The organism is Brevibacterium sp. ACRRH, assembly GCF_022346365.1.
Taxonomy (GTDB): Bacteria; Actinomycetota; Actinomycetes; order Actinomycetales; family Brevibacteriaceae; genus Brevibacterium; species Brevibacterium paucivorans.
Window position 1 is genome coordinate 96,730 of sequence record NZ_JAKRMN010000008.1, and the last position, 18,684, is coordinate 115,413.

Genomic DNA, 18,684 nt, shown 5'->3' on the forward strand with positions numbered 1-18,684 from the left:
GCTTTATTTTATGGCGTCCCCCGAGGTGGTTCCCGGGTTTTCGGGGCCTTCTGCATCTCCCGAGTTGGTTTGTGGGTCCTCTTCCGGCTCCGAGGTGGGTGCAGGTTCCGAGGTGGGTGCAGGTTCCGCGGTGGGTTCTGTTTCCGAGGTGGCTTCCGGTTCCGGGCCCATGGGCGCTCCAGACGTGGCGAGTATTTTGCCGGTGTGCCGGTTAAAACCTGACGAGATCAGCAGGTTGATCCACCGCGCCCGAGGGTCAGCGTCCACCAAGAGTGCCTTGACCAACAGGGTGGCAGGCAGGGCCAGAAGAGCGCCCAGCGGCCCTAAGACCCAGTACCAGAACAGAAGCGAGAGGAACGAGATAAAGGGGGTCACGCCCACCGATTCGCCTGTGAACTTTGGCTGGATAATCGACTGGATGACGAAGTTGAGCGTCAAGTACGCGACGACGACCCAGAATGCGTCCCACCAACTTCCTTCTAGAAGCGCCATGAGGGTGGGTGGAACCAGGCCAATGATGAGCCCCACGTTGGGGATGTAGTTGGTGGTAAAAGCCAGAACACCCCAGACTAAAGCGAGCGGAACACCAATGATCCACAGAGCAATGACGTCGAAGACCGCCACGATCAGACCAAAAATCGTAGCCACGATCCAGTAGCGTCGCACGCCCTGCCCAAAGGAGCGCATGGCGTAGGTGAACTGTGGGGCCACGTTGCTGATCGCCTGTAAACGAGCCGGGAACTGAAGCGAATCCATAATCACGAAGAACACCGTCATGATGACCGTGGTCAACAACGCAACAATGGCCGACACGTTTGACAGCACTTTCAGGGCCGCGTCGGTCAAGGACGAAAAATCGAATGCGTTGAGTTGGCTCTGGATGACTTCGGGGGTAAGTCCCCACGATGTGGTGACGCCAATGATGTCCCCGTAGAGTTCCGCCAGTTTTCCCGAATAGCTGGGAAGCACAATGACCAGTTCGGCGATTGCCCACGCGTTGAGCCCAAAGAACGCAACCAACAGAGCCATGACCAACACCACAGTGATCGACGCTGCAACAATCGCTGGCACGCGTTTAGAAATCAGATACGCCTGCAGCGGATGCACCACGACCACCAGGTTCAGCGCCAAGAACACAGGGGCCACGATCGTTTGCAGCCCTTGCACAAACTGGATTCCAAACGCCAAACCCGCGAGTCCTAAAACAATGATGAGGAATCGCGGAAGAATCGGCTGGCGAGTGGAATCAGTGTCCACTAGCGCTTCCTTTTCTCGCGAATGCGCATGTTGATCTCAACTGGGGTTCCCGTGAAGTCGAACGTTTCACGCAAGCGACGCGTAATGAACCGCCGGTACCCCGGGTCCAAGAATCCCGTAGTGAACAGAACAAACTTGGGCGGACGCGGGTGAGCCTGCGTTCCAAACAGAATGCGTGGCTGTTTTCCTCCGCGCAACGGGTGAGGGTTCGCGGCAACGAGTTCGCCCAAGAAAGCGTTGAGACGACCGGTCGGAATCCGCGTATCCCATCCTTTCAGGGCCGCGTCGAGGGCGGGCACCAGCTTGTCGGCGTGACGCCCCGTCTTTGCCGAAATGTTCACACGTGGCGCCCACGACACGTGACCAAGTTGTAGCTCGATTTCCTTTTCGAGCTCGAGACGCCGGTCCTCATCGAGCAAGTCCCATTTGTTAAACACCAAAACCAGGGCGCGACCAGCTTCAATGACGCTGTTGATCACACGCAGATCCTGCTCCGAGATAGGCTGGTCGGCTTCCAACAAAACCAATGCCACCTCGGCGCGTTCCAAAGCCGTCTGCGTACGCAAGGCGGCGTAATAGTCAGCCCCAGACGACTGCCGTGCCCGCTTACGGATACCGGCCGTGTCCACAAAACGCCACTGCCGATCCCCCAAGACCACCAGTTCGTCCACGGGGTCGCGGGTGGTTCCAGCCACGTTGTCCACCATGACACGTTCACTACCTACAAGGCGGTTGAGAAGCGAAGACTTCCCCACATTCGGGCGACCAATGAGAGCCACCCGGCGCGGCCCGCCTTCTTCCACCATCTGGTCGACTTCGGACACGGCGGGGAGAGTTTCGACAGCTCGGTCCAGAAGGTCAGCGACACCTCGGCCGTGCATAGCCGAAACCGGTGACGGTTCGCCCAGCCCCAGGTTCCACAGCTCAAACGCGGCCAACTCCGAGCGCTCATCGTCAACCTTGTTCGCCGCTACGATCACCGGTTTACCGGTGCGGCGAAGCATGCGAACAATGTGCTCATCGGTCGAGGTGATACCGGTGTGTACGTCGAGTACGAACACAACGGCGTCGGCGAGTTCGACCGCGATTTCAGCTTGTTCAGCGATCCGTGAGGCCATCCCCTTCGAATCGATGTCCCATCCGCCGGTGTCCACCAGGGTGATGTCGCGGCCAGCCCAGTGAGCCGTGTAGCTCACGCGGTCACGGGTCACACCAGGCACGTCTTCAACCACGGCCTCGCGTCGGCCCAAAATACGGTTTACCAGCGTGGATTTACCCACGTTTGGACGGCCTACAATCGCGAGGATCGGTGACGGTCCCGTGGGGCCACTCGCGTCGTGGTCGTCCGGGGAACGGTCCAGAAGTTCGCGGTCTTCGTCCTCGAGTTCGTAGTCGTCGAGGCCGGCTCGCAGACTTTCTTCTCTGAGCCGTTCTTCGTCTCCATCAATAGCGGAGAAGCGTTCGTGGAAATCCTCGTCAGGAACGGGCGAAAATTCGGGTTCCTTGGTCACTTGTTACCGCCGTCCGCCTGGTGAATGAGCCCCATGACGGCCTCAACCGATTCGTCGAAATCAATGTGGGTGGTGTCCAGCGTGTGGACGCCTTCGGCCGCCGTGAGGAAGCTGGTGGTTGCTGAATCCTTGCGGTCACGGTCAGCGACCTGAGCGCGGGTGGCCTCGACTGACTCTTCGGTTGCTTCACCGTGGATCTCGCCTGCCCGACGAGCAATGCGCACGTCTTCACGGGCGGTCATAAGAATCCGAACATCGGCGTCGGGTGCAACGACCGTAGTAATGTCACGCCCTTCAACGACGATCCCGCCTTTGTCTGCGCTCACGCGAGAAATGATGTCACGCTGCATGCCGATGAGTTCTTCGCGAGCGTCAGGCACGCTTGAAACAACCTGCACATTCGTAGAGACATCTTCTGACCGAATGTCGGTGGTGACGTCGATCCCGTCGACCTCGACGGAAGCGTGTTCTGGGTCGGTCGAGATTTCGAAGTCCACGCCACGGATTTGTTCAACCACGTCGCCGGGGTCACTCACTCCACGCTGCAAGCACAGCCACGCCATCGCCCGGTACATCGCCCCCGTGTCCAAGTACCCAAAGCCGTTACGACGCGCAACCTCACGCGAAACGCTGGACTTCCCAACTCCGCTGGGGCCATCGATAGCAATAACGGTCACTTTTCCTCCTTGGGATCGAGAGCCTGCTCCGGTAGACGCCACCCGTTTTCGCTTAAGCCTTGCACAAGAACTTGCACGTGAGCGGGCACTACCGAAAGTTCGACGCTACCCAGTTTAACGCCCGTGGCGTGGTCGATCCGGATGTCTTCAATGTTCACACCCAGGCCACCGATGTCGGCAAACAGCCGTGACAGCGTTCCCGGTGCGTCGTCCACGTACACCGTGACCGTCTCATAGGTTGCCGGTGCCATTCCGTGCTTACCGGGAATCCGAGCCCGGCCGTCGTTTCCAGCTGCAATCGAACCGGCGATCGTTCGCAGCGATCCCGGACGCACGTCCAACGCGTCGATCACTCTATCCAGATCACTGCGGATATCACGCAACACCGCTGCCACCTCGGCGGCGTTACCCGCCAAAATCTGAGTCCACAACCCCGGGTCAGAATCCGCAATCCGGGTGGTGTCTCGCAGCCCCTGACCGGCGAGCGCAACACCTTCTGAGGGCATGTCGATCAGCTGGGCAGCCATGATCGAGGCCACGACTTGCGGGGCGTGGGAGACTCGTGCGACTGAGGAGTCGTGGAACAGCGGGTCCAGGTGCATGACCGAGGCACCTACGGCCTGCGCGATTGTCACGACCTGTTCCAAGCGCTCCTGTGGGGTGTCTTCGTCGGAGCACACGACCCACGGACGGCCCATGAACAGGTCGGCCCGGGCTGCGATCGCGCCGGACTTTTCGCGGCCAGCCATGGGGTGTGAACCGATGTAACGGTCCAGTTCCCGATCGCGGGTGTGTTGTTTGACTGCGTCCAGAATGGCGGTTTTGACGCTTGCGACATCGGTGATGGTGGCGTTGGGCCATGTGCGCAGTGCGTCGACAATGACCTGTGCGACCACGTCGGGTGGCGTGGCAATGACAACGACGTCGGGGTCCTGAGGGTGATCCGCTTCGCCGGCTCCCATGTCGGCGGCGAGCTGCACGGCCGTGGGTGAAAGGTCTTCGAGGGTGACACGGTAACCGTGCCGGGACAAGCTCAGGCCAAGCGAGGTGCCTAACAGCCCAGTCCCTACAATGTGTACGTTCACAGATCAACAGCTTTCATGAGTTCTGAAACCTCTTCCGGGCGCAGTTGCCGCATTTTGCCTTGGCGCTGTTCTGCAAGGGCAATGGGCCCAAACTCGGTGCGCACCAGGCGTAAGACCGGGTTGCCCACAGCACTGAGCAGGCGTCGAACAATCCGGTTTTTCCCGGAGTGCAGAATCACTTCCACCAAGGCCACCCCGGGCTGGGAGTCGATGAGTTTGAACGAGTCCACCCGGCTGATGCCGTCGTCCAGTTCAATTCCTTCACGCAAGCGAGCGCCCACATCTTTGGCAACGGGTCCCTTGACTTGGGCCAGGTATTTCTTGGGGATTTCATAGCGTGGGTGGGTGAGCCGGTTGGCCATGTCCCCGTCGTTTGTCAGAAGGAGCAGCCCTTCTGTTTCGTAGTCCAAGCGCCCCACGTGGAAGAGGCGTTCGGTGCGGTCGCGGACGAACTCGTCGAGGTTGCGCCGGCCTTCGGGGTCGCCCATGGACGAGACGACCTTGGAGGGTTTGTTGAGTGCGAAGTACACCTTTTCGGAGTTCACCTCGATGGGCATGGAGTCGACCACTAGGCGCTGCTTGGAGGGGTCGATTCGGGTACCCAGTTCGATCACGATGTGGCCGTCGACTTCCACGCGCCCGTCCAGGATCATCTGTTCGCACGTGCGTCGCGACCCCAGTCCGGCGTCCGCCATGACTTTTTGGAGGCGCACCCCGGTTTGGGTGTGTGGGTCCGAGGTGGTTTGTTTCTGGGCGCGGGCGATGTTAGCTTCGCGCTGTTTGCGGCTGGGGCGCTTCTTGTCAAAGTTCACGTTGTTTCCTTCGTGTCAAAGGTGGCTTCTTGTGGAACGTCTTCTGGGAGGAATGGTGCGATTGCTGGAAGTTCGTCGAGGCTGTCGATTCCCATGGCTGATAGAAACACGTGGGAGGTGACGAACTGGGTGGGGCCTTCTGTTTTTGGGGCTTCAACGATGAGACCGCGCATGAGTAGCGTGCGCACCACCCCGTCGACGTTAACGCCTCGAATGGCTGCGATGCGCGCGCGGGTCACGGGCTGTGCGTAGGCGACAACTGCCAAGGTTTCCAGGGCTGCTTGGCTGAGCTTGGCGGTTTGGCCGCGAGTCAGGAACTGTTTGACGGTGTCGTAGTGTTCTGACCGCGAATAGAACTGCCACCCACCAGCTGACTTGCGGATCTCGAAACCGCTGACGCGTCCGGTGGAGTACTCGTCGTGTAGTTCTTCAATCGCCTGCTCAATGTCTTCAGGATTGGCGTCAAGTGCGGTTGCGAGTTCGTCGGTGGTCACCGGTTCGCCAATGACCGTCAGGATCGCTTCAATCCGTGTGGTCAGTGGTGTCATGTGTCCTCCCGGAGATGACGAGTGTACTCAGCGGTGCGTCTTGGTCCAGATCGATTGTGCCGGCTTTAAACAACTCCAGCAGTGCTAAAAACCGTGCGACGACCACCAGGGTGGAGTCGGCCGTCTGGGCAAGTTCATCAAATGTAATCGTCTCACGTTCGGTGAGCAAACCAAGAATATGGGCGCGTTGTTCGGGAACGCTGACGTGTTGGAGGTGAATGTGGTCGATCGACACGGTGGGCGGCGTGGTGTCGCGCGCCAACACGGTCGCATACATGGCGGCCAACATATCCGGTGTCGCCGACATGATGAGAGGCGGCAGAACGCCCTGGAAATCGCTCATGTTGCCGCTGTTGGCCACCGAATATCCGTTTTGGGTGATCCGTTCGCCCAGTTCAAAAGACACGGCTTTGTACGCGCGGTATTGCAAGAGTCGCGCAAAGAGAAGGTCTCTGGCTTCGAGGAGTTCTAAATCGAGTTCGTCTTCGACCGTCCCGGCGGGCAGCAGGCGCGCGGTTTTAAGGTCAAGCAGGGTGGAGGCGACCAGCAGAAAGTTGGAGAGTTGGTCCAGGGTTTTGGCTGTGCTCCAGCCGGCTTCCTGGGCCGAGGTGGTAAGCACGTTAACGTGTTCGACGAACTCGTCAGTGACTTCCGCGAGGGCTACATCGGTAATGTCGAGTTTACGTTTACTGATGAGCCCAAGCAGAAGGTCGAACGGGCCGGAAAAGTTGTCGAGTTCAACAACAAATTCGTGGCTCAGGGAGCCCCACCTCGGGAGATGAGTTCACGAGCCAGCTGCCGGTAGGCCTCCGCGCCCGAGTGCTTGGGTGCGAAGCTGGTGATAGGTTCGGCGGCCACGGAGGCGTCTGGAAACTTCACGGTGCGGTTGATGACGGTTTCAAACACTTTGTCATCAAACGCGTCGACAACACGTGAGATCACTTCGCGGGCGTGCAGGGTGCGCCCGTCGAACATGGTGGCCAAAATACCGTCGATTTCAAGACCTGGGTTGAGGCGGTCTTGAACTTTCTCAATTGTTTCGACCAACAAGGCCACACCGCGCAGAGCAAAGAATTCGGTTTCAAGCGGAATGATGACACCGTGCGCTGCCGTCAACGCGTTGACGGTGAGAAGCCCCAGGGAGGGCTGGCAGTCAATGAGAATGACATCGTATTCGTCGGCGACTTTGTCTAGAGCCCGGGCCAGCACCTGTTCGCGCGCTACCTCGTTGACCAGCTGAACTTCTGCGGCTGACAGGTCGATGTTGGCCGGCAACACGTCAATGAGCTGGTGTTCCGTGTGCTGGATGACGTCTGACGGGTTCACGCGACTCGACATGAGCACGTTGTACACGCTCTGTTCCAAGTCGTGCGGGTTGAGCCCCAGGCCCACCGACAGTGCGCCCTGTGGGTCGAAGTCGACCAGCAGTACGCGACGCCCGTAATCCGCTAAAGCGGCACCCAAGTTGACCGACGACGTGGTCTTACCCACGCCACCTTTCTGGTTGACCATCGCGATGATCCGTGCGGGACCGTGGCTTTCAAGCGGTGGCGGTTCCGGAAATTGTCGAACCGGCCGGCCGGTGGGTCCGAGTTCCTGTTCTTCCACGCACGTGCCTTTCTTCGAAACGATCTTCTTTCACCCTATCGCGCTCTGGGGTGGGTCGATGCATAGACCTCTTTCAGCGCTTGGCTCGTGACCTGAGTGTATATCTGAGTGGTTGTCACGGACGAATGCCCCAAGAGTTCTTGGACAATTCGGATATCCGCCCCACCTTCCACCAAGTGGGTCGCGCACGAATGCCGCAGCGAGTGCGCAGTGACACCCGGAACGTCGGCAACCTCGGCCGCCTTTTTCACGATCGCCCACGCGCTTTGGCGGGACAGTCTGCCACCTCGGGCGTTGAGAAAAACAGCGGGACTTGAGGCGGCCCACGCAGGCCGGCCGCGCGTCAACCACGCCCCCAACGCTTGGATAGCGTGGGAGCCCAACGGCACCAGGCGTTCCTTGTTACCTTTTCCGTACACGCGCGCAATGCCGGCGTCCACATCGACGTCGTCACGGTCAACCCCCACGGCCTCACTGATGCGAGCGCCGGTGGCGTACAGGAATTCCACTAAAGCGACGGCACGCAACTGGGCGGGGTCGGCGCTGTGTGGGTCGCCGGCAGCGTGAATGAGCCGGCCCACCTCGTCGACGCTCAGCGCTTTGGGAAGCCGCATCGTGTCCGTAGGTGGTTGCACGTCATCGGCGGGGCTCGCTCCCCCGGTTTCGGCAGCCGTGAAGTGGTGGAGCCTGCGCACAGCTACCGTGATCCGGGCTCTGGACGTCACGGCAAAGTTCTGGTGCGCAATGTGCTCAATGAAACCGGCAACGTGTTCGCTAGTGACGGCCCCGAGGTCGTTGACCCCTGCGTCTGCAAGGTAGGTGACGTATTTTGCGAGGTCGCGGGCGTAGGCGTCGACGGTGTTGCGTGAGCTTCCGCGTTCCAGCTGGAGGTACGTGAGGTACTCACTCACGGGGCGGATGAGACCCGAGGGGGCATCCGGCAGGAGGCCTGCCCCGTGCCGTGCCCCGGTCACGAGTTCAGGAATCCGTTGAGCAGGTGGTCACGTGCGGGCCACGGGTCATCGACTGGACGCAGGTTCGTAAAGCCGGTCTCCGCGTGCCTGGCCGCGTGCAGAATGCCCAAGCAGGCGGTTGCGTTTGTGATGTGGCCGGCCATCACCGCGTTGACAGCGTCGTTCAAGGACACCCAGTGAGGTTTGATCTGAGCTTCTTCAGCCGTGCGTTCGCTGGCGGGATGCGTAGTAACATCGCGGGCCAGGTAGATGCGCAGCGCCTCGGAGGACCCGCCTGGTGAGGTCAGCTGATCGGCTAGTACGTTCCAGGTTTTGGCGCTTAAGTCGACTTCTTCGCGCAGTTCCCTTGCAGCGGCCTCGTGTGGTTCTTCTCCAGCGTGGTCCAGAAGTCCAGCGGGAACCTCCCACTCGATGACTCGTAGCGGGTGCCGGTACTGTTGCATGAGCATGACGCGGTTGTCGTCGTCGAGAGCCACAACGGCCACAGCACCCGGGTGGCGCATGACCTGGCGGGTGAGTGCGGTGTCAGTTCCTGGTAGCACGAAGCGTTGTTCAACCACGTCCCACACAGCACCAGTGAAAACCACCGAGCTGTCGACAATGTGCGTGTCGACGTACTGGTCGCGCATTAGTCGTCGTTGAGGACAAGCGCCTGTGCGTACACGCTCAAGAGGTGGTCAGCGATGAACGTGTGGCGCGCAGTGCTCACGCGGTCGTGAGCGTGGATTCCGTTTTGCACGCGCAGGGCCGGGCGGTCGATAAGTTCCGCAACAGCGTGTAGCGCACCGTCCACGTCGTCTGGCGCGAACTGTGGAACACCGTCGCCGTACATGCGACCGTTTTGTTCCGAGCCGACGAACACAACCGGACGGCCCAACTGCATGAGACGTTCAGCGTCAACCGTAGTCATCCGGTCAGACGCCACAACGACATCGGACGCTGCCAAAACATCGACCGTGGACACTTCTTCTGCCAAACGCATGTGCTCGACCCTGTCGACGATTCCGCTGCGCACCGTAGAGCGGGAACGTCCGCCACCGGTCAGTGCGAACACCCACGAGCGGTCGGAGCGGTACGTTGCCAACCGGACACCCACCTCGGCGATGGTGGTCACGGCAGGGGAATCAATGAGAGCGACAGGGCTCGACACCAGCCACGCACCAGACGGAACATCGAGCAGGTCGCGCGCCTCTTCGCGCGACAGCCGTGGCTGAGCAACCGGGTCAACGTCGCTTGAGAGCAACTGGGCACGTTCCACGACCGCAACAGTGTCCACGTACTTTTCGACGATAGGTTCTGTGGTTCCCAAAACCACCGTGGCAGTTTTGGCGACGATCTGTGCCTGGGCGTCAGCGAGCATGCTGCCGTCACGCCCTACCGAAGCGACAATCGACGGGTGCATGGACTGCGGCAGGCCGGTCAGACCAGCGCCGGCAAGAGCTGCAGCGTGCAGACCGTGCGCGTGGACCAGGTCGATGTGTCGGTAGTACTTGTGCAGTGTCAGCGCCGTGTTTGGGTCATCCAGGCGAAAGCCTGCACCTGCTCCGATTTCGATGTGGCGCAAGCGGTCGCCGGCCACGTTCAAGGCCTTGAAAACCGACTCGCGCGACGCAACTGCCACACGGTAGCCAGCGTCGAGCTGTGCCTGAATTGCGTGACGTGCTACTTCTGCGAGAACCGAATTAGCGTCAGTCAGAACGTGCATAATGCGTGTGTCTGCAGGTAGCAGTTCACTCATTGTGTTCCTTTCACCGGTGGGACCCATACGCCTAGCCTATCGAATTCCACCCGAGTTCAAGATCAGCCTTTGCGAGGTTCAGGAAGTGGATTAGGCACGAGTGCTTTTGCACTGTCAGCGAACCCGTATGACTGGTGTTTTTTGGTGGACTGGAGATCGGCAACTGCAAGGGCTGTAATGACGGTGCCAGCTGAAAGGTCAACGCCGTCGACAGTGGTAGCGGGAACCTTGCGGTCACGCAGTTGTTTCACGGCGCCCTGGCTTCCGCTGTCCACTGTGCCAGACGCAACGGTGGGTGCTGTTGCGCCAAGTTCAGTGAGCAGTCCCGTGTAGTCGTCTACGGGTTGCGCGTCTTCTTCAGTGGAGTCGCCTAAGAGGAACACCACGACGTCGGCACGTGCGTAGCTTCCGCCGTTGAGGCGTTTAGCCGAGCGCAGTTCGTCGATCACTTTGGTGGCTTGATCAGCGTTATATGCGCCTTCATGTTCACCGGCGTAGGCGTGAGCAATCGCTTTCTCGAATGCCTCACGTGGGTCGGCTGGAAGCTTGGGGTCGATCTCTTTGAGAGCTTCGATTGCTTTTTCGCTCTCTTCAGGTTTGAGTGACTCAGGAGTAAGCTGTCCCCCGTCGCTCACGGAGGCTCCGGCATCTTCTAGGCGCCCTTGCACGTCCTTGATGGTCTGCGAGGGTGTGTTTGGGGTTGAGACCAGGGTGACTTTCGTTCCCTTGAGAGTGTCGGTGAGAAGCGCAGGGGCCGACTCCGTGATGTACGTGTTCAGTTTGTCGATTGAACCGTTTGCGGTGTCGAGTTTGGTGCGCAGATCGTCGCGGTCAGAACGCAACGAATCGACCTGTGACTGAAGAGATTCACCAATGGGTTGCTTGAGTGGCCCTGCGCCCAGGACGATCCCTACGGCCAGTGCCAAAAACACAGAGATGATGCTCACTAGGTGATAGCGAAAATCAATCACAGTTGTCCTTCCATCCGGGGAGGTATCACCACGAAAAGAGATTACCTATCCAGCTAAAGAATCCATCGAATTGCGCACCCAAAAGACCCAAGAAGGTCTGTCCGGCAGCGGTTGCCATGAGTGCGACAAACAGGGCGAACAGGCCGGCTAACGCCAGTCCTGCCAAGAACCAGTTGGAGAACTGCCGCCGGTACAGAAGCGAGACACCTTTTGCATTGATCAGGCGAGTTCCCAAGCGTAAGTGGGTGATGAGACTGGGGCCGTACAGGGTCGCATCGTCGTCGACCATGTCGGTGAGCACGTCATTGCTTCCGACGGCCACGATAAGAGGCGCGTCCAGCGAATCTGCCACGAGCAAACCTGCGTCGCGGTTGCTGCCCAGAGTGGGAAGCTTGTGATACTTCAGCTCTTGCGATTTCATGCGTTCCGTACCTGCGGAACCGTCCTCGTCAGGTGAGTGGGCTAAGAGCAGTGCGCCACAGTTCGCTGACGCATCGGCGACCGAGTTGAGGTCTCCCACAATAATGTCGGGCGTGAGCCGGGCGTCCAGCAGGGCGTCGGCACCTGTGTCGACGCCGATCAGGACTGGCTTGTATTCCTTGATGTACCCGCGCAACATTTCGAGGTCTTCTTTGTAGTGCGCGCCAGCGACCACAACCAGTGCTTGCCGTGAGCGAAGCGACTGAGGAAGTTCAGGAAGCTCGATGTCGGACTCAACGAGGTCCGGGTGTTCGTGTAACGTGGCGCCAAGTTCGCTCGCGAACTCGCCTACCAGCGAGTCGAGCTGAATGCGCGGGTCCTTCTTTTGCGTCATTATCGAATCATTGTGACATGTTTAGCCCACAAAGCCCTGTTTCTGGGCGCGGGCCGTCTGTATGAGTTCCGTTGCGTGTTCACGCGCGGCGGCGGAGTCACTCACCCCACCCAACATGCGAGCCAGTTCGGCTTCGCGTTGATTATCCGCGACTTCTGTCACTCCAGAGACTGCTCCGGAGGGGTTGGAATCGTCTTTGCGAATCACCAAATGTGTGTCTGCCCATGCCGCAACCTGGGCTAAATGTGTGACAACAATCACCTGGCTGTGTCGTGCAAGAAGCGCCAGGCGGCGCCCAATTTCAGTAGCTGCGGCACCGCCTACGCCGGAGTCAACCTCGTCGAAAATGAACGTGGGGAATGCGTGCGCACGCGCGATCACCACTTCAATCGCAAGCATCACGCGCGAAAGTTCACCGCCGGAGGCCAGCTTGGAGATATCGCCCGGCGCGGTTCCCCCGTGAGCGGAAAACAGCAGGCGGATCGTATCTGCTCCGTGGGGCCCGGGCTCCGTGGGTTCAAGATCGAAGATGACGCGGGCGTGTGGCATGGAAAGGGCGGTGAGTTCTCCCTGAACTGCGTCGGTAAAGTCGCGTGCGGCACTCGTGCGAGCCTCGGTGAGCGCACGGGCGTGCTCGTGCAATGAAGTTTCGCACTGGCTGAGTTGTTCGTCGATCCCAGCGAGGTCAGAACTGTCGGCACGCAACTGAAGGAGCTCTTCACCGGCTTTCGTTTCAAACTCCAGAACGGCCTCGACGTCTTCGCCGTACTGTTCGAGTTCAGCCAGCTGAGCGATTCGCGTGTGCGTATCTTCGAGCGACACGTCATCGAGTTCCGCGAAGCTCGCGAGGTACGCAGACAGCTCAGAGGCCACGTCCGATGCGGACAGGGCCAACGCCGTCAGGGCTTCGGCTTGTTCTTTCACCGCTTCGTCGTGAGCGCGTGCGTGGTTGACGTGGTCGGCTGCGCGGTGCAACAGATCTACGACTGTGGGGGCTTCGGAAAAACCGTCGCTGACCAGCATGTCGCATGCCGTCTGGACTGTCTGTTTCACGTCATCGGCGGCTTCTAGCTTCAGCACAATTCCTTTGAGCTGCTGATCCTCACCGTCAACCGGGCGAACCCGGTCAATGTGTGCAAGCGCCCCTTCGAGATATTCAATGCGAACGTTGCGTTCCTGTTCGCTCGCGTGCAACTCTTGTGCTCGCGCTTGAACACGTTTCCATTCCTCAAATGCGTTCACGTATGCGTCACGCACGCGCGCCAGCTTTTGGCCACCGTATGTGTCCAGCAGTTCGCGCTGTTTAGACGCGGAGCGCAACGTCAGCTGTTCCGACTGGCCGTGCATGCTCACAAGCTTCTCCCCCACTTGGGAAAGAACTGCGATAGGTACCGTGCGTCCGCCGGCCGTGGCACGGGCCCGTCCCGAGGTGGGAATCGTCCTGGTGACCACCAACTCGCCGTCATCTACGGACCCGCCGGCATCCTCCACCCGGTCGACGACCTCGGGCTGGGAATCTACGGAAAAGATCCCCTCAACAACGGCCTTGGAAGCGTCAGTGCGCACGGCCTGGGTTTCTGCCCGTGCGCCCGTGAGCAGGTTCAGCGCGGACACGAACATGGTTTTTCCCGCACCTGTTTCACCGGTCACCACGGTGAAGCCTGGGCGCAAGTCCACGTGGGCGTTTTCAATCACGCCCATGTTGTTAATCGACAGTGACTCGATCACGCTTGTGGCCCCCTCCACCCGCTGACGGGAAGCTGGAACTTAGCCACGAGGCGGTCGGTGAACAGGTCGCGGTTGAGTCGAGCCAGCGAGACGGACTTTTGCGCACGCACGGCTTCGACGCGGGCACCTGCGGGGACTTTGAACCGAAGTTGTCCGTCGCACCACAGTTGCGCGTCGGTGTGCGACTGAGTGGGAATGAACTCCACGCCCAAGCGTGAACGCGGCGACACCACCAGCGGTTTTGTGAAAAGCGCGTGGGCAGAAATGGGGATCATGAGGAGCGCTTCGACTTCCGGCCACACAACCGGGCCACCGGCAGAAAACGCGTACGCGGTGGAGCCCGTGGGGGTTGCGAAAATGACCCCGTCGCATCCGAACGACGACACGGGCCGGTAGTCCACCCCCACGACTACTTCGATCATTGAGGAGTAGCGCCCCTTTTCGATCGTGGCTTCGTTGAGAGCCCAATCGCGGTGGAGCAGGTGGCCGTCTTGCGTGACGGAGATGTCGAGCGCCATGCGCTGTTCGACAAAGTACTGGCGCATGATGGCGGCTTGGGTGGCTTGTTCGAGTTCCTTGCGTTCCGACTCGGCTAAGAATCCCACGTGGCCCAGGTTGATTCCCATGATGGGGACCGCGGTTTCGTGGTACATGCCGGCCGCGCGCAAAATGGTGCCGTCGCCTCCCAAGACCATGATGAGTTCAGGGTCTGCGGTTTCGAGTTCATTGGCCGACAGCACTTTGATGGGGGTCGACGGTTCGCCTTCGTAGCTGACCAGTCCGGCGTAATCGTCGTGGGACATGACTGGGGTGACATTTTCTGCGTGCAGAAGCGAGCACACGTTCAGCGCCGCCTGTCTGGCGTGCGCACGGTGCGGGTGCAAAACGACGACGATATTTCTCATGTCACCTCCCCTTGTGAAACTACCGGACTTTCAGCGTAGACGAAATACTCGATATTTCCGCTGGGTCCAGGAAGGTGAGATTCGTGGGTTCGCAGAATGTGCGCACCTGCCGAACGCATGTGCGTGATAACCCGGTCGACGGCCTCGTGCCGTTTCTGCTCCGAGGTGACCACTCCGTGTTTGTCTAAGGCCGAACGGTCCAGTTCGAACTGGGGCTTCACCATGAGGAGCAGGTGCCCGCCGGGGCGTGTGACGTGCATGAGCCGGTCGATGAACAGCGTGAGGGAAATAAAGGACACATCGGCAACAACCAGGTCTACTTCGCCACGCGTCCACTCTGGGGTGAGTTCACGCAAATTGTGCCCTTCGAGGTTCGTCACGCGCGGATCGGTACGCAGGCTCGCGTGGAGTTGGTCGTGGCCCACGTCCACTGCGTAGACGTGCGCAGCTCCGTTTGTGAGCAGGACTTGAGTGAATCCGCCTGTAGAGGCACCCGCGTCCAAGCATGTCAGCCCGTCTACCCGGTCAATTCCCAGATCACTGAACGCGCCTAAGAGTTTGTGCGCCGACCGCGCTACCCACGGGTCTGCTTGGGTGAGCGCCAGCTGGTCATGGGGCCCTACTGCGTGGCTGGGTTTTGTCACTGGATGACCGTTGACGGTGACGTTGCCTGCTGCGATTTCGCGGGCGGCCCGGTTACGCGAGGCGACGAGTCCGCGGGCCACCAGTTCGGTGTCGAGCCTGGGCACTAGGGCCGTAACCCATCCAGCTCTGTGGCCATGGAGTCAAGAAGTTCGTGCAGTTGGGTGATTGCGGTACCAATCTCGCCGAGGTCTCCCCCAGGTAACGCTTGAATCTCCTGGGCGCGCTGTTCCCAGTTCACAGTTGCCCGCTCAAGGTGCCGGCGTCCAGGCCAGTGTTGTGGGCGTGCATGTAAGCCAGGGCTGCGTTCGCTGCCAGTAACGGATCTCCGTCGTGGGCCACGACACCCGCCTCAACCCGCACGGAAGCCGAACCACACCGCGCTTCGGTGGGGCCCACCTCGGCGACGGGGAGCTCTTCCAGCAGATCAGGTAGCCCGGACACGATCCGGGTGGGGCGCTGGTGCTGCGGAGCACGCAATGCGGCGTCGATACTGGTCACGCCCGTGAGTGTGAGTGCCGAGTCGATCCCGGCTGCCACGGCTGCTTCGATATCGGTTTCAAGCTGGTCCCCCACCATGAGCGGATTGGACGCGCCCATCGCGTCGATGGTCTGGGTGAGCATGGTGGGTTCGGGTTTGCCAGCGTACACGGGGGTGGCACCGCTGAATCTGGCCACGATGTCGACGAACGTCCCGTTTCCGGGCATGATCCCCCGGCCGGTGGGGATGGCCTTGTCCGGGTTCGTTGGACGGTACTGGGCGCCGTTACGCACGGCCGTGATGGCCCAGGAGATGTCTGTCCACGTGGTGCTTGGGCCGAACCCTTGCACCACTGCCGCCGGAGTGTTCTGGGTGAGCCAGTCGCGGTTGTCAGGGGTGATGACGCTAAACCCGTGCGACGCGACACATGAACGCAAGAACTCGCTGCCCAAAACGAGAACAGCGGAGTCGGTGTCGATGTCGTGCGCGAGCTTTTCGGCTGCAGCTTGCGCGGACGTCCGCACGTGCTGTGGCGTGCAGTGGATGTCGAACGACGCAATCGTCTGCGCGATTTCTTCGACGTCACGTGCCGCGTTGTTGGTGATGAACGCGTACGGAGTGCCGGCGTTGTGCCACGTTTGCAGAGCCTGCGATGCCCCCGGGATGGGTTCTTTCCCCCGGTAGATCACACCGTCAAGGTCAAGAAGGATCGCGTCGTACATGTTTAGCGAACGGTTTCTGGGTCGATGCCGGCTTCTTCCAGGATTTCGTCTAATTCGTCTTCGACGTCAACGTTGGGGTCCGGCGCCGAGGTGTCCTCTGGTTCCGGCTTTTCGTCGGGTTCTCCTGTCGCTGGTTCTTCTTCAGCCAGTTCTTCTTCTGATTCTTCTTCCGGTTCTTCTTCGATCGTGATGATCTGGATGCCCTCGTTGGGGTCTGGCGTTTCGTCACCGAAGAGAACGTTGGTGCGTTGCGCGGTACGCCGAGCGAGTTCTTCGTACTTGTCGCCGGTTTCTGTGTCGCCTTGAGCGCGCAGAATATCCGCATACATGCTTAAGAGTCGGACTGCCGACCCGGGGGCGTGTCCGGTGAACCCTTGTGCTTCGATGAGAGCTTTCGCCGCTGGCAAGTTGTCCAGGTCCATGTGTGCCCCGGCCACTACGAGCACGAATTCGATCCACGTTTGCGGGTCGAAATCTGACTGCTTCGCCTCTGCGAACATGTCCAGAGCTTTTTGGGGTTTTGCGCGCCCGCGCTCGGCGTCTGCGATGACGGGAATGTTCTCGGTTGCTCCGGTGATGCGTTTGTGGGTGCGGAGCTCGCGGAGGGCTTCGTCGTACTTGCCCAGGCGGTATGCGACGAGCCCTAGTGCTTCGCGCGTGGCCGCAATCCGACCTGCTGATTCGACTGCGTACCGGGCGTGCTGGTATGCCGCCTCGGGGTCGGAGTCGATAAGGGTTCCCGCGGCCGCCAAGTGGTTGGAGACGACTTCACGGTGTTCGCGCGAAAGCGGAGTGAGCTGTTGGTGAACGGAGGAGGAAAGAATGCGCCCTGAGACGCCTTCCGGCAGTTCGGGTTCTTTCATCTTCCGAGGTCGGTCATATCCTCGGGAGTGTTTTCCGGGCTGCTGCTGGCGCCGTCTATCCTGTCCGCCACGACGCGCTGGGCGACGTCCCTTAAAGTTGTTCACTACGCTCCGTTCATGTCGATCGAACATCTACTCTACCCGTGTCGACGATCAACCCTCAACGCCGAGAACTCGCGCACAATGTCGCTCGCGGTCTGCGTCACACAGTGGGTGAAGCCGGTGCCAGCCCACAGGTTGAGCATCTGCGGGTCGTTGGCGTGCGCCTTGCGGATAGGCGACGTCATGTAGTGAACATGTGGGTATCCCACAATCTGTTCAGGTTCCATAGTGGAGGTGAACGTGTTGGCGAGTCCGCGTGCAATGCGTCCAGAAAATGCCCTGGTTTGCACCGTTGACGAGAACTCCCTGCTGATCAGCGCGTGTGCGTGCGCAGGTTTGGTTCCGGCTTCAGCGGCAGTGAGAAAACGCGTGCCGATGGATACGGCTTGGGCACCAGCGTCAAGGGCTCGCTGTCCCTGCCGCACGGTACCAATTCCCCCGGCTGCCACAAGTGGCACAGAGACTTTATTGCGTACTTCTTGCACTAAGACCGGAAGTACGGTTGGCGTCACTGCCTGGTCTTGTCGATGAACCGACAGGTGCCCGCCGGCTTCCGTCGATTGCACGATGAGAAAGTCTGCTCCGGCTTTGACCGATGCCACTGCTTCTGCCGTACTAGTTACTGTGACGCCTACGTGGCTTCCGTTGGATTGAACACGTTGGATGATTGCGGCGTCTGGCAGGCCGAATGTAAACGTGACAATCGCGGGTGTGTGGTCGAGAACAATGTCAATCTTGTCTCTAAAGTGGTCGTCGTTGAACTCCGGGACGTCTACTGCTTCGCTGAATGCTTCTCCGAGTGCGGTTGCGTAGCGTTTGAGGTTATCGGTGTCTGACCGAACTGTTTCGGGGACGAAGATGTTCGCGTTGAAAAGGTCAGTGAGTTCACGCGTTTGTGTCAGGATCTGGTCGAAGTCTTCCGGGCTGAGATAGCCAGCTGCGATGGAGCCTAAGCCCCCAGCGTTGGTGACTGCAGCGGCGAGTTCGGGGGTCGATGGTCCGCCTGCCATGGGTGCGCACAGGATGGGTACACGTAGATCGGTAAGCACGCTCATGCGTGTCAGTATGTCATGAATGTGAAAAGGAGGAGGCCACGGCTTCGTGGTCTCCTCCTTTTCGTGAAGTTGGTTTTGCGGCGGTGTCTTACTCTCCCACACACTCTCGTGTGCAGTACCATCAGCGCTGTCAGGCTTAGCTTCCGGGTTCGGAATGGGGCCGGGCGTTTCCCTGACGCTATAACCACCGC

Annotated in this window: 20 protein-coding genes and 1 rRNA gene; all 21 read right to left on the reverse strand. The window is 59.9% G+C overall.

Features of this window, described 5'->3' with window-relative positions; all coding sequences use genetic code 11:
* Positions 1 to 3: 3 nt before the first annotated feature.
* A complete protein-coding gene (locus MHX53_RS09200; RefSeq protein ID WP_239272376.1) occupies positions 4 to 1,257 on the reverse strand; it encodes an AI-2E family transporter in 1,254 nt (417 codons plus the stop codon).
* Positions 1,257 to 2,768 carry a ribosome biogenesis GTPase Der gene (gene der / locus MHX53_RS09205; protein ID WP_239272378.1) on the reverse strand — a complete coding sequence of 504 codons (1,512 nt, stop codon included), beginning with the start codon at positions 2,766 to 2,768 and terminating at the stop codon, positions 1,257 to 1,259. The genes MHX53_RS09200 and der overlap by 1 nt, the downstream gene beginning before the upstream one ends.
* The gene (gene cmk / locus MHX53_RS09210; protein ID WP_239272380.1) at positions 2,765 to 3,445 is read right to left on the reverse strand and encodes a (d)CMP kinase; all 681 of its coding nucleotides are present in this window, start codon (positions 3,443 to 3,445) and stop codon (positions 2,765 to 2,767) included. Before cmk ends, der begins: the two co-directional genes overlap by 4 nt.
* Positions 3,442 to 4,530, reverse strand: coding sequence for a prephenate dehydrogenase (locus tag MHX53_RS09215; RefSeq protein WP_239272382.1), 1,089 nt, complete (start codon positions 4,528 to 4,530; stop codon positions 3,442 to 3,444). The genes cmk and MHX53_RS09215 overlap by 4 nt, the downstream gene beginning before the upstream one ends.
* On the reverse strand, positions 4,527 to 5,342 hold the full coding sequence (locus MHX53_RS09220) for a pseudouridine synthase (protein ID WP_239272384.1): 816 nt from the start codon (positions 5,340 to 5,342) through the stop codon (positions 4,527 to 4,529). Before MHX53_RS09220 ends, MHX53_RS09215 begins: the two co-directional genes overlap by 4 nt.
* Positions 5,339 to 5,890, reverse strand: coding sequence for an SMC-Scp complex subunit ScpB (scpB, locus tag MHX53_RS09225; RefSeq protein ID WP_239272386.1), 552 nt, complete (start codon positions 5,888 to 5,890; stop codon positions 5,339 to 5,341). Before scpB ends, MHX53_RS09220 begins: the two co-directional genes overlap by 4 nt.
* Entirely contained in the window at positions 5,865 to 6,650 is a 786-nt protein-coding gene (locus tag MHX53_RS09230; protein ID WP_239272404.1) for a ScpA family protein, read from the reverse strand. The genes scpB and MHX53_RS09230 overlap by 26 nt, the downstream gene beginning before the upstream one ends.
* A complete protein-coding gene (locus MHX53_RS09235) occupies positions 6,647 to 7,498 on the reverse strand; it encodes an AAA family ATPase (RefSeq protein ID WP_293847642.1) in 852 nt (283 codons plus the stop codon). Before MHX53_RS09235 ends, MHX53_RS09230 begins: the two co-directional genes overlap by 4 nt.
* Positions 7,499 to 7,533: 35 nt before the next feature.
* Positions 7,534 to 8,472 carry a tyrosine recombinase gene (locus MHX53_RS09240; protein WP_239272388.1) on the reverse strand — a complete coding sequence of 313 codons (939 nt, stop codon included), beginning with the start codon at positions 8,470 to 8,472 and terminating at the stop codon, positions 7,534 to 7,536.
* Entirely contained in the window at positions 8,469 to 9,101 is a 633-nt protein-coding gene (locus tag MHX53_RS09245; protein WP_239272390.1) for an NUDIX hydrolase, read from the reverse strand. The genes MHX53_RS09240 and MHX53_RS09245 overlap by 4 nt, the downstream gene beginning before the upstream one ends.
* Complete coding sequence (locus tag MHX53_RS09250; protein WP_239272392.1) at positions 9,101 to 10,210, reverse strand: group 1 glycosyl transferase; 1,110 nt, start codon at positions 10,208 to 10,210, stop codon at positions 9,101 to 9,103. The genes MHX53_RS09245 and MHX53_RS09250 overlap by 1 nt, the downstream gene beginning before the upstream one ends.
* Before the next feature lie 62 nt (positions 10,211 to 10,272).
* The gene (locus tag MHX53_RS09255; protein WP_239272394.1) at positions 10,273 to 11,181 is read right to left on the reverse strand and encodes a copper transporter; all 909 of its coding nucleotides are present in this window, start codon (positions 11,179 to 11,181) and stop codon (positions 10,273 to 10,275) included.
* Between the two features lie 25 nt (positions 11,182 to 11,206).
* Positions 11,207 to 11,995, reverse strand: coding sequence for a putative cytokinetic ring protein SteA (gene steA, locus MHX53_RS09260; RefSeq protein ID WP_239272396.1), 789 nt, complete (start codon positions 11,993 to 11,995; stop codon positions 11,207 to 11,209).
* Positions 11,996 to 12,016: 21 nt separating this feature from the next.
* Positions 12,017 to 13,723, reverse strand: coding sequence for a DNA repair protein RecN (recN, locus tag MHX53_RS09265; RefSeq protein WP_239272398.1), 1,707 nt, complete (start codon positions 13,721 to 13,723; stop codon positions 12,017 to 12,019).
* Positions 13,720 to 14,628 (reverse strand): NAD kinase, encoded by a 909-nt coding sequence (locus MHX53_RS09270; RefSeq protein WP_102238300.1) that lies wholly within the window; start codon positions 14,626 to 14,628, stop codon positions 13,720 to 13,722. Before MHX53_RS09270 ends, recN begins: the two co-directional genes overlap by 4 nt.
* A complete protein-coding gene (locus MHX53_RS09275) occupies positions 14,625 to 15,377 on the reverse strand; it encodes a TlyA family RNA methyltransferase (RefSeq protein ID WP_102238301.1) in 753 nt (250 codons plus the stop codon). The genes MHX53_RS09270 and MHX53_RS09275 overlap by 4 nt, the downstream gene beginning before the upstream one ends.
* The gene (locus MHX53_RS11660) at positions 15,377 to 15,511 is read right to left on the reverse strand and encodes a hypothetical protein (protein ID WP_257994493.1); all 135 of its coding nucleotides are present in this window, start codon (positions 15,509 to 15,511) and stop codon (positions 15,377 to 15,379) included. The genes MHX53_RS09275 and MHX53_RS11660 overlap by 1 nt, the downstream gene beginning before the upstream one ends.
* The gene (locus tag MHX53_RS09280) at positions 15,508 to 16,473 is read right to left on the reverse strand and encodes an HAD-IIA family hydrolase (protein ID WP_102238302.1); all 966 of its coding nucleotides are present in this window, start codon (positions 16,471 to 16,473) and stop codon (positions 15,508 to 15,510) included. Before MHX53_RS09280 ends, MHX53_RS11660 begins: the two co-directional genes overlap by 4 nt.
* Positions 16,474 to 16,475: 2 nt before the next feature.
* Positions 16,476 to 17,441, reverse strand: coding sequence for a hypothetical protein (locus MHX53_RS09285; protein ID WP_239272399.1), 966 nt, complete (start codon positions 17,439 to 17,441; stop codon positions 16,476 to 16,478).
* Between the two features lie 32 nt (positions 17,442 to 17,473).
* Positions 17,474 to 18,493, reverse strand: a complete 1,020-nt coding sequence (locus MHX53_RS09290) for a nitronate monooxygenase (RefSeq protein ID WP_102238376.1) — start codon at positions 18,491 to 18,493, stop codon at positions 17,474 to 17,476.
* A gap of 75 nt (positions 18,494 to 18,568) precedes the next feature.
* Positions 18,569 to 18,684, reverse strand: a 5S ribosomal RNA gene (gene rrf, locus MHX53_RS09295).